The organism is Cohnella xylanilytica (genome assembly GCF_014212175.1).
GTDB classification, from domain to species: Bacteria; Bacillota; Bacilli; order Paenibacillales; family Paenibacillaceae; genus Cohnella; species Cohnella xylanilytica.
In genome coordinates, this window is record NZ_JACJVR010000157.1 from 1 (window position 1) to 9954 (window position 9954).

9 protein-coding genes and 1 pseudogene are annotated in these 9954 nt (G+C 62.9%); 5 read left to right on the forward strand and 5 right to left on the reverse strand.

Features of this window, described 5'->3' with window-relative positions; translation table 11 throughout:
* Positions 1-211: 211 nt before the first annotated feature.
* Entirely contained in the window at positions 212-478 is a 267-nt protein-coding gene (locus H7B90_RS31805) for a pro-sigmaK processing inhibitor BofA family protein (protein WP_185139927.1), read from the reverse strand.
* Positions 475-756 (reverse strand): DUF2508 family protein, encoded by a 282-nt coding sequence (locus H7B90_RS31810; RefSeq protein ID WP_185139928.1) that lies wholly within the window; start codon positions 754-756, stop codon positions 475-477. The genes H7B90_RS31805 and H7B90_RS31810 overlap by 4 nt, the downstream gene beginning before the upstream one ends.
* A 294-nt stretch (positions 757-1050) precedes the next feature.
* Here H7B90_RS31810 and H7B90_RS31815 point away from each other — a divergent pair, with 294 nt between their 5' ends.
* The 5 genes from H7B90_RS31815 (at position 1051) to H7B90_RS31835 (ending at position 8239) form a co-directional block, all read left to right on the forward strand.
* Complete coding sequence (locus H7B90_RS31815; RefSeq protein WP_185139929.1) at positions 1051-1614, forward strand: RNA polymerase sigma factor; 564 nt, start codon at positions 1051-1053, stop codon at positions 1612-1614.
* A 57-nt stretch (positions 1615-1671) separates the two neighbouring features.
* Positions 1672-4776 (forward strand): efflux RND transporter permease subunit, encoded by a 3105-nt coding sequence (locus tag H7B90_RS31820; RefSeq protein ID WP_260411374.1) that lies wholly within the window; start codon positions 1672-1674, stop codon positions 4774-4776.
* Between the two features lie 26 nt (positions 4777-4802).
* Complete coding sequence (locus H7B90_RS31825) at positions 4803-6008, forward strand: efflux RND transporter periplasmic adaptor subunit (protein WP_185139930.1); 1206 nt, start codon at positions 4803-4805, stop codon at positions 6006-6008.
* 115 nt (positions 6009-6123) lie between these two features.
* Positions 6124-6837, forward strand: a complete 714-nt coding sequence (locus H7B90_RS31830; protein ID WP_185139931.1) for a response regulator transcription factor — start codon at positions 6124-6126, stop codon at positions 6835-6837.
* Positions 6806-8239 carry a sensor histidine kinase gene (locus tag H7B90_RS31835; protein WP_185139932.1) on the forward strand — a complete coding sequence of 478 codons (1434 nt, stop codon included), beginning with the start codon at positions 6806-6808 and terminating at the stop codon, positions 8237-8239. Before H7B90_RS31830 ends, H7B90_RS31835 begins: the two co-directional genes overlap by 32 nt.
* Before the next feature lie 177 nt (positions 8240-8416).
* Here H7B90_RS31835 and recR read toward each other — a convergent pair whose 3' ends face one another.
* The 3 genes and pseudogenes from recR to H7B90_RS31850 form a co-directional block, all read right to left on the reverse strand.
* Entirely contained in the window at positions 8417-9016 is a 600-nt protein-coding gene (gene recR, locus H7B90_RS31840) for a recombination mediator RecR (RefSeq protein ID WP_185139933.1), read from the reverse strand.
* A gap of 89 nt (positions 9017-9105) precedes the next feature.
* Entirely contained in the window at positions 9106-9417 is a 312-nt protein-coding gene (locus tag H7B90_RS31845; RefSeq protein ID WP_185139934.1) for a YbaB/EbfC family nucleoid-associated protein, read from the reverse strand.
* 14 nt (positions 9418-9431) lie between these two features.
* Positions 9432-9954: pseudogene (locus H7B90_RS31850) on the reverse strand (DNA polymerase III subunit gamma/tau); the annotation flags it as partial.

Sequence of the window (9954 nt, forward strand, 5' to 3'; positions counted from 1 at the left end):
AGGAACAAGTTCGTTCGTCTTACATCGTCGCCGTCGTAACAGCGACCTTCATAATATATCACAGTCGGTCAGCTCATTGCAACAAGTAATTCCTTCCAATTCGCTTCCGTCCCGCCTGCGATTTATCGTGCGCCTCGTAGGCGCGAGAGTTAATGTATCACATTCGCGCCGTTCGCGTCAATCGCTTTTTCGCGCATTTCCGAAATGAATTTTATGACAGCACCAGCTGCTGCACTCCGAGGATCAGCCCGATCCCCGGCAGTCCTAGAACGGCGACCGTGCCGATGGTGCCCGGATTCAGCGGAACGTACCAGCCCGTCGCCAGACCGGAGAAGTTGATGGCGTAGATCGCGAGCGCAGACAAGACGAGATGGGTCCCGAACCGGGTGAACCAGCCGCCGGGAATTTTGCGCCTTATTAATAGGTATAGGAGGCCGCAAGACGAGGCGACGAACAGGGCGAGCCACATCGTTCTCATCGGTACGTCCCCCGCTCCGCCCATACAGTCTGCGCCGTCCGCGCCTCGGGACCCTCCTGCCCCCACAGAAGCTTCGCTTTCCGAATGAGAATGTCCAGCTTCTTCTCCGCCGCCTCGAGCGAATAGACCGCGTAATCGACCTGGTCGAACTCGACGGCTTCCTCGAAGCGGCCCCGCGCCACCGCGCACTCCCGCTCCGCTTCCCGGATCTCCCGAACGAGTCTCGCCTTCTCCTCTCCCAGCAACGAATCAAGACCGAGCTTTTTATGGCCGCGCACCGCGTTCCCCTCCCCATGAGCATTAGACAACCCGTTACCATTTCTATGTCCAAGGGGATTCGTTTAGAATCCGTCCCGCTCGCGCCCCGATAGAGGAACAAATAGAGAGAGCGCATCCATCGTCCTCGCGAGCTTCGATTGTCATTTTTATCCATAAAAACTCGGCAAATCTTTAGATTTCCCTAAGATCGTATTTAAAAAAGATGAGGTAAAATCGATGTAACTTCATAGACACCATTTTCCAAAGGAGGACCCCGAACTGGAAGCGACGCGATCGGAAGGAGGCGCGGCCCGATGAGCGGCCCAACCCGCTATGAGTCTCTCGTCGTCCCCCACCTGAACGATCTACGAACCTATTGCGTTTGTTTGGCCCGTTCCAGCTGGGACGGCGAAGATCTGATGCAAGAGACGCTGCTGAGAACTTATGTGTATTTCATGAGCCACACGCCGGCGGACGACCTGAGGGCGTTCCTGCGCCGGGTCGCCCGCAACGTCTGGATCGACCAATATCGGATGCAGCGGAGAAGGCGGAATCTCGCCCCGGCCGCCGCGCGATCCTGGCATTCGGATTCGGATTACGCCGAGGTGCTGGGCCTCGTGGAATGGCTGTCCGAGCGGCTGCCGAGCCGCAACGTCCGGGTCTGGCTGCTGGCGGAATACTTCGGATACTCGATGCAGGAGATCGCCGAAGACATGGGGACGACGGTATCGGCGGTGAAGTCGCTGCTGTTCCGCACCCGGGACGTCATCCGCAGCCGGGAGGAAGCCAAGACGCGCAACGTCATCCCCCTCGACGCGGAGAGGTGGTGCCGGGCCGTCCTGCAAGAGAACCCGCGGTTGATCGCGGCGGAACGTTGAGACGCGGGCCCGAGAGGCGAATAAGCCGCGAGTCGAACGCAACGGGAGGTTTAACGGTTGAAAGGGTTAATCAGCTTCGCCATGAACAAAGTGGCCGCCATGGTCATCATCATTATCATTTTGCTGGGGGCCGGCCTCTACTCGGGGAACTCTCTCAAGAAGGAAAACATGCCGGACGTCTCCTTCCCCGTCGTCCTCGTGACGACGTTTTATCAAGCTTCCCCGCAGGACGTCATGAACCTGGTCACGAAGCCGATCGAAGACAAAATCGCCAACGTGGAGGACCTTAAGATTCTCTCCTCCACCTCGAGCGACAGCATGTCCTCGATCATCGCCCAGTTCAAGGACGGCACCGACATCGACAAGAAGAAGCAGGACCTGGACAGCCTCGTTCAAGAGGTCGCGCTTCCGTCCTCGGCGGAGCGCCCGAGGGTATCGACCTTCGGCTACGCTTCGATTCCGGCTTATTACCTGGCCGTCTACGCCAAGGACGGCATGACCCAGGAGGAGCTGGACCGCCTGTACGAGACCGAGCTGAAGCCCGGCTTCGAATCGATCCGCGGGATCGACCATATCGATTCGATCGGCGCCCGCACGACGACGCTGGACGTGCAGCTGAACCTGGAGACGCTGAACGCCTACGGCCTGACGCCGTCCTACGTGGCCGATACGCTGCAGGGCGCGCTCGCGGAAGGCTCCATCGGCACGGTCGAGCTGGACGGCAACAAGCAGATCGCCCGGGTCAAAGGGAATCTGAACAGCCTCTATCTTCTCGAGACGCTGGAGATCAACGCCCCCGGCGGGCAAGTGCTTCTGCTCAAGGACCTCGCCGACGTCAAGGCGGTCTCCGAATCGGCGTTCATCGCCCGGCTCGACGACAAGCCCGCCATCGGCATCAATCTGTACAAGGCCAGCTCCGCGAACGCGGTCGACTTCTCCGACGAGGCGAACCGGCTGATCGAGGAATGGGAGAACAAGCATCCGAACATCGTGTTCGAGAAGGCCTACGACAGCGCCGACGAAGTGAACGAATCGATCAGCGGGCTGCTGCGCGAAGGCTTGATCGGCATCGCGCTCGCCTCCCTGATGATTCTGCTGTTCCTGCGGAACGTCCGGATGACGCTGATCGTCATCGTGTCCATTCCGCTGTCCATTCTCATCACGCTCATTCTGCTGCATTACATGAACATCACCTTGAATATTATGTCCCTCGGAGGCATGTTCATCGCCGTCGGGCGGATCGTGGACGACAGCATCGTCGTCATCGAGAGCATCTACGCGAACCTGCAGCGGGCCCAGAAAAGGAACGAGTCGGTCGTGCTGTACGCCGTCCGGCAAGTGGCGATGGCGATCAGCTCGTCGACGTTCGTCACGGCCGGCGTCTTCCTGCCGATCGCGTTCGTCAGCGGAATCGTCGGAGGGTTCTTCCGTCCGTTCGCCTTCACGGTCGCCTGCGCGCTGCTCGCTTCCCTGCTCGTGGCCCTCACCGTCATTCCGATGATGGCCAAGCTCATGGTGCTGCGCGGCGACGCCAAGCACGCCCACGCCGAAGAGCACGGCTCGGGCAAGATTCTGACCTTCTACGAGCGCATCCTCGTCTGGTGCCTGAATCACCGCATTAAGACGGTGCTCTTGTCGGGAGCGCTGTTCGTGATGACGATCTTCGTGACGGTCCCGAATCTGCCCGTCGCCTTCCTGCCGGACAGCGGAACCGAACGGCAGATGAACTTCAGCGTGAAGCTCCCGTACGAGACGCCGTTCGAGAGCACCGACCAGCAGGCGAAGCAGATCGAGGAGCTGCTTCGCGAAGCCAAGGATACGAAGGGGCAGCCGGCGTTCACGTTCGTCGAAGCCCTCGTCGGCTACGACTTCGGCGACGAGCGCGTCCCTTACGCGATCGAGATCGTGACGGAGGCGAGCGAGAACTCGGACCCCGAAGCGCTCAAGGAGCAATACGAAGCCCGGATCGCCGCGCTTCTTCCGAAGGGCTCCGTCGTCCTGCCGGGCTCCCTCGCGGGCGGCAGCGGCTACACGTCGACGGACTTCTCCTACGCCCTGTACGGCGAAGACCAGCAGGCGCTGGAGCAAGCGGCCGCTCTCGTGAAGGGCAAGCTTCGGGAGTTCCCGGAGATCAAGGAGGTCAAGGACTCTCTCGGCGACGCGAAGACGGAGGTGCAGATCTCCGTGAACCCGCTGAGCGCCCGGCAGTTCGGGCTCAGCCCGGCGCAGATCCGCGGCGCCGCGGCCGCCTTCAACGCCAAGCAGCGGCTCGGCGACATCCGTCTCGACAACGTCGTCTATAAGATGACCGTGGGACTGGCCCCCGGGGACATCGACAGCCTGGAGAAGCTCGGCCGGATGCCGCTGCAATCGTCGACCGGGGAGACGGTGCTGCTCCGCGACGTCGCCAAGCTGACCAAGGAGAAGGCGCCTCTCGCGCTGCAGCGGGAGAAGCAGAAGCAGCTCGTCAAGGTTACCGCCTCGATCGACTCGCCGAACAAGGCCGCGATCAGCGCCAAGGTCTCGGCCGAGCTGGCCGAACTCGAGCTTCCGCAAGGGGTCGCGACCGAGCTTCAAGGCGTCAGCGAGGACATCGACGAGAGCTTCTCGCAGCTGTTCGCCGCCATGGCCGTGGCCGTCGCCATCGTCTATCTGATTCTGGTGCTCTGCTTCGGCAACGCGGGCACGCCGCTGGCGATCCTGTTCTCCCTGCCGCTGGCCGTCATCGGCGGACTGTTCGGCCTGCTGGTCGCCCGGGAATCGATCAATATCACTTCGCTGATCGGGTTCATGATGCTGATCGGGATCGTCGTCACCAACGCGATCGTGCTTCTGGACCGCGCCCAGCAGCTTCGGCGGGAAGGCCAGTCGCCCCGCGACGCTCTGATCGAGGCCGGGAAGGTTCGCCTGCGGCCGATCATCATGACCGCCGGGGCGACCATCGCCGCCATGATCCCGCTGGCGCTCGGCTTCTCCCACGGCACCCTGATCTCGAAGGGGCTGGCCGTCGTCGTGATCGGCGGCTTGATCACCTCGACGCTGCTGACGCTCGTCGTCGTCCCCGTCGCGTACGAATGGATCGAGACGTTCAAGTCCAAGTGGGGCCGCCGCCTGTCCGGACGCAAGCCGCAGCCGGACGCCCCTGAAGGAATTCCGATGTGATACGCCCGAGGAGGATACGAATAATCATGAACGCTAACGCAACGAATCGCCGCAAGCCGGCCAACGGCTTGGCCAAGCTCTCCATCCTGCTGCTGACGGCCGGAGCCCTGCTCGCCGGCTGCACGTCGCAAGCGGCGCCGAACCCGACGCCGGAAGCGTCCTCCGCGAGCAACCGCGTGAAGGTCGAACCCGTCGCGCGGATCAGCATGGGCGATCCGCGCGAGCAGATCGGCGAAGTGAGCGCGTCCGTCCGCTTCGACATCGTGACCCAGGCCGGCGGGACGATGCTGTCCCTGCTGAAGGGCAACGGCGACCGCGTCCGGCAAGGGGACGTGATCGCCCGGCTGGAGGACGCCACCGCCGCCCTCGAGCGCGAGAAGGCCGAGCTGGGGCTGCGCAGCGCGGAACAAGCCTTGGCCAGCTCGAAGGCGGAGCTCGACTCGAGCCGCCTGCAGCTGGAAGCGAACATCTCCAAGCTGGAGGATCAGCTGAAGGAGCTGCAGCGGGCGGGAGACGAGGCCGGCGCGGCCGACGCGCGGCGCAACCTCGACATCTACAAGAAGCAGCTCCAGGGCTTGGACGCGAAGGGCTCCATCGCTTCGGCCCAATCCGCGGTGGACAACGCGCGGCTGTCGCTGAAGGCGGCCGAGCTGGCCCTGCAGCAGTACGAGATCAAGGCGCCGGCCGACGGCGTCCTGACCGGCGTGAAGACGGACGCGGGAGCGTACGTCTCCCCCGGGGCCGTCTTCGGAGTCGTCCAGAACGTCAGCAAGGTCAAGGTGAAGGTGAAGCTGACCGAAGCGACGATCGATCTCGCGCGTAATAAGAAGGAGATGCTTATCGCCTCCGACGACGGCAAGAGTCCGGCCAAGGCCCGGGTCGTCCGCCTGTCCGACCTGCCGGACCCGAGCACGAACACGTACGACCTCGAGCTGGAGGCCGACAACGCAAGCGGCGCCCTGAAGCCGGGAGCCCGGGTGCGCGTGCAGCTGACGACCCCCGAGGAAGAGACGGTCGTCGCCGTTCCGTCGCTCGCCGTCGTCCGCGACGGCGAGGAGACGAGCGTATTCGTCGTCAGCGGCGGCAAGGCCGCGAAGAAGAAGGTCGAGCTGGGCCGGGTCAACGGCATCTACCAAGAGATTCGGTCCGGCCTGAACGTCGGGGACACGCTCGTCGTGTCCGGCCAGCACGGGCTGAAGGATGGCCAGGCCGTCGAGATCGAGAGCAAGTAACGGCGCAGCGAGACCGCGCCGGCGGCGGACGGCGGTCGGCCCGTCGGGAATCGGCCCGGCCGGGACCGGACCGGCGGGCGATCGGCCTTAAGAGAGAGAAGGAGGAACCGCCCGGATGTACCGGATTCTGATCGTGGAGGACGAACCGGAGATCATCGAACTGCTTCGGCTTTACCTCGAGAAGGACTACCGCATCTACGCGGCCGCGAACGGCGCCGAGGCGCTGGCGCTGCTGCGGGAGCAGAAGATCGACCTCGCCATTCTGGACGTCATGATGCCCGGCATGGACGGCTTCCAGCTGATCGCCAAGATCCGGGAGTCGAACCGCCTGCCGGTGCTGTTCCTGTCGGCCCGCAGCCAGGATTACGACAAGATCTGGGGCCTCGGCCTCGGAGCGGACGATTATATGGCGAAGCCCTTCAACCCGCTCGAGATTCAAGCCCGGGTCAAGGCGCTCCTGCGCAGAACGTACGAGTTCGACACCGCTTCCTCCTCCCCCGAGGAGGAAGCGAACGTCGTCGTGGGGGAGCTGGAGCTCGACCGGACCGGCTGCCTGCTGTACCGCTCCGGCCAGCCGGTTCCGCTCACCTCGACCGAATACAAGATCGTCGCCCTGCTCATGGAGCAGCCGGGCAAGCTCTACACCCGCAAGAAGATTTACGAATCCGTCTGGGACGATTATTACGCCTACGACGACAGCACGATCATGGTCCACATCAGCAATATCCGGGAGAAGATCGAACGGGATCCCAAGCAGCCGGCGTATCTGAAGACGATAAGAGGGTTGGGATACAAAATTGAAGTTCCTAAAGAGCCTCCGCGATCTTAGAAAAAAAAGAAGGCTGCACACGTCCCTCATCCTGGACTTCTTCTGGTTCAACCTGGCGCTGTGGCTGCTCGTCATCGCCACCATCGCCGCGGTCGCGATCGACTTCTCCCTCACCTCCGGCAATTACACCGAGATGAGTACGGACATGAAGATGAGCGCGAGCGACTACGTGTCCGGGGCGCGGAGCGAGAAGTCGGTTCGCCTCCTGCTTGAAGCCGGGGGCTGGCTGGAGAAGCTGGACGAAGACCGGCGCGTCGTCGCCGTCGAAGGGGTCAAGAAGGACGACCTGCGGACCTACACCGAATCCCAACTGATCGCTCTGCTCGGCAATTCGGAGAGCCAGCCGTATTATTACTCCGCCGCGACGATCGAAGATGGCAGGGAGGCCCGCTACCTGCTGCTGAAGCTGCCGAGAGAGAAGGTCGCCATCGACGTGTACCCGAGCGAATCCTATTTTCTTATGTACTTCAACAACCGGATCATTATTTATTTGATTCTGTGGATCGCCCTTCTGCTTTTCCTCATCTTCATCTACAGCTATTGGGTGGCCCGCCGCATCCGGAAGCCCCTGAACAAGCTCTCGTACGGGCTTGGCCGCATGATCGAGGGCGATTACAGCACCCGCATCTCCATCGAGGCGGAGAAGGAATTCACGCAGATTCGCGACGCGTTCAACTACATGGCGGACATGATCGAGAGGACGACGCTCGAGAAGCGGAGGGCGGAGGAGAGCAAGCAGCGGCTGATCGTCGACTTGTCGCACGATCTCAAGACGCCCATCACGAGCATCCAGGGCTACGCCCAGGCGCTGCACGAAGGAAGGGTCGACGACCCGGAGCGGCAGAAGCGGTATCTGAACTACATCCATCAGAAGTCCGGACGGGTCTCGCTGCTCATCCAGCACATGCTCGACCTGCTGAAGCTCGATTCGCCGGATTACGTGGTGAAGGCGGAGCGCCGGGAGATCGGCGAATTCCTGCGGGAGGTCGTCGCCGACGCCTACGGGGAGATCGAGCGGAGAGACTTCGAGCTCGTGGTCGCCATTCCGGATACGGGCACGTACGCCGTGTTCGATCCGGAGCCGCTGACCCGGGTCATCCACAACCTGCTCTCCAACGCGCTTCAGCACAATCCGCCGGGGACAAGGCTGCGGATCGGGCTCTGCGACGCGGGCGACCGGGTCGAGATCGTCGTCGCGGACAACGGACGCGGCATTCCGAAGGAGCTGTGGGGGACGATCTTCGATCCGTTCGTGCGGGGGGATCCGTCGCGTTCGGCGGAAGGCGGCACGGGTCTCGGGCTGTCCATCGCGATGCGAATCACGGAGAAGATGGGCGGCACGATCCGGCTGAGCGGGGACGAGGAGGAGAAGACGATCTTCACGATCACCCTGCGAAAATGAAACCGAAATACGGCCAAATAAGAATGCGGGTCCGTTACAGTTCATAAGCCCGTCATAGAAAAAGACGCCTGGCGAAGGCGTCTTTTCTCTATCGTATATCCGGGCCGCTGCCAAGATCGCAATTCCTGCGTTCGTCTAGAGCAAGCGGTCAAGATACCGGAGTCCGATAAAAAAGAATCAGTTCAGTTCGCGCCGTCCCTCGAGCGCCTTGGACAGCGTCACTTCGTCGGCGTACTCGAGATCGCCGCCGACCGGCAGCCCGTGGGCGATCCGCGTCACCTTGATGCCGAACGGCTTCACGAGCCGCGACAGATACATCGCGGTCGCTTCGCCCTCGATATTCGGGTTCGTCGCCAGAATCAGCTCCTGCACCCTCTCGTCGCTAAGCCGCCGCAGCAGCTCCGCGATCTTGATATCGTCGGGGCCGATCCCGTCCATCGGCGAGATCGCTCCGTGCAGCACGTGGTAGAGACCGCCGAATTCCCGGGTGCGCTCCATCGCGACGAGGTCCTTCGGCTCCTGCACGACGCAGATGACGGAGACGTCCCGCGTCTTGTCGGAGCAGATCCGGCACGGGTCGGAGTCGGTGATGTTGCAGCAGACGGAGCAGTACGTCAGCTGCCGCTTGACGTTGACGAGCGCCTTCGCGAAGTCGATCGTGTCTTCTTCCTTCATGCGCAGAACGTGGAACGCCAGCCGGGCGGCCGTCTTGGGACCGATGCCCGGAAGGCGGGAGAACGAGTCGATCAGCTTCGCGATCGGTTCGGGGTAGAACAAAGGGCTTCAATCTCCTCCGAATGCCGGCCGGCTCGCCGGAGAGGAGCGGCTTCGCGCCGCCCGTCCGGGAGCCGGCCGGATTCGCTTGATTAGAACAGTCCGGGGATCTTCATGCCTCCGGTGAACTTGCCCATGTCGGCGTTGGCCATCTCGTCGGCCTTCGCCAGGGCGTCGTTGACGGCCGTCAGGACGAGATCCTGCAGCATCTCCACGTCGTCCGGATCGACCGCTTCGGGCTTGATCGAGATGCTGAGCACCTTCTTGTGGCCGTTCACCTGCACGGTCACGACGCCGCCGCCCGCCGAGCCTTCGGCCGTCTTGCTGCCGAGCTCCTCCTGGGCCTTGAGCATCTGCTCCTGCATCTTCTTCACTTGCTTCATCATTTGGTTCATGTTGTTCATGGAAAATATGCCTCCTAATCGTCTTTAATGACTACGATCTCTTCTCCGAACAGCCGGAGCGCCTCTTCGACCAGAGGCTCGCGCGGCGGTTCGCCGCCGTCCTCCGGCTCGAGGCGAAGCTCTTCGGCCGCCGCCTCCTCGCCACGGCCGCCCGCGGACGCGGCTTCCTGCCACTCCTTCTGCGTGAGGGTGGCCAGCTGCGTCGGGTGGCCGAGCGTCTGGGAGAGCACCCCTTCGATCACTTGCTTGTTGGCCGGCTTCTCGGTCGTCTCCCGGTGAATCGTATTCCGGAAGGCGACCAGCACCGTGTCGTCCGCGTAGGAGACGGGCTCCCCGTCCACGAGCCAGGCGTGGACCGTCACCCGCTCCTCCTTGACGCGCGCGAGCACCTGCGGCCACTTGGACAGCACCTGCAGCGCGTTCGGCGACCCTCTCGCCGCGAGGAACGGCTCGAGCTTCAGGCGCGGGCGCAGCCCCTTCGCGGCAGCGCCTCCCCCGGCGACGGCGCTGCGGCCGCCCCAGCCGCCGCCCTGCCCG

Bases quoted from the DNA above. Each gene is read 5' to 3' on its own strand.
- H7B90_RS31805 (WP_185139927.1), bottom strand. From the start codon at position 478: ATGAGAACGATGTGGCTCGCCCTGTTCGTCGCCTCGTCTTGCGGCCTC.
- H7B90_RS31815 (WP_185139929.1), top strand. From the start codon at position 1,051: ATGAGCGGCCCAACCCGCTATGAGTCTCTCGTCGTCCCCCACCTGAAC.
- H7B90_RS31845 (WP_185139934.1), bottom strand. From the start codon at position 9,417: ATGAACAACATGAACCAAATGATGAAGCAAGTGAAGAAGATGCAGGAG.
- H7B90_RS31825 (WP_185139930.1), top strand. From the start codon at position 4,803: ATGAACGCTAACGCAACGAATCGCCGCAAGCCGGCCAACGGCTTGGCC.
- H7B90_RS31830 (WP_185139931.1), top strand. From the start codon at position 6,124: ATGTACCGGATTCTGATCGTGGAGGACGAACCGGAGATCATCGAACTG.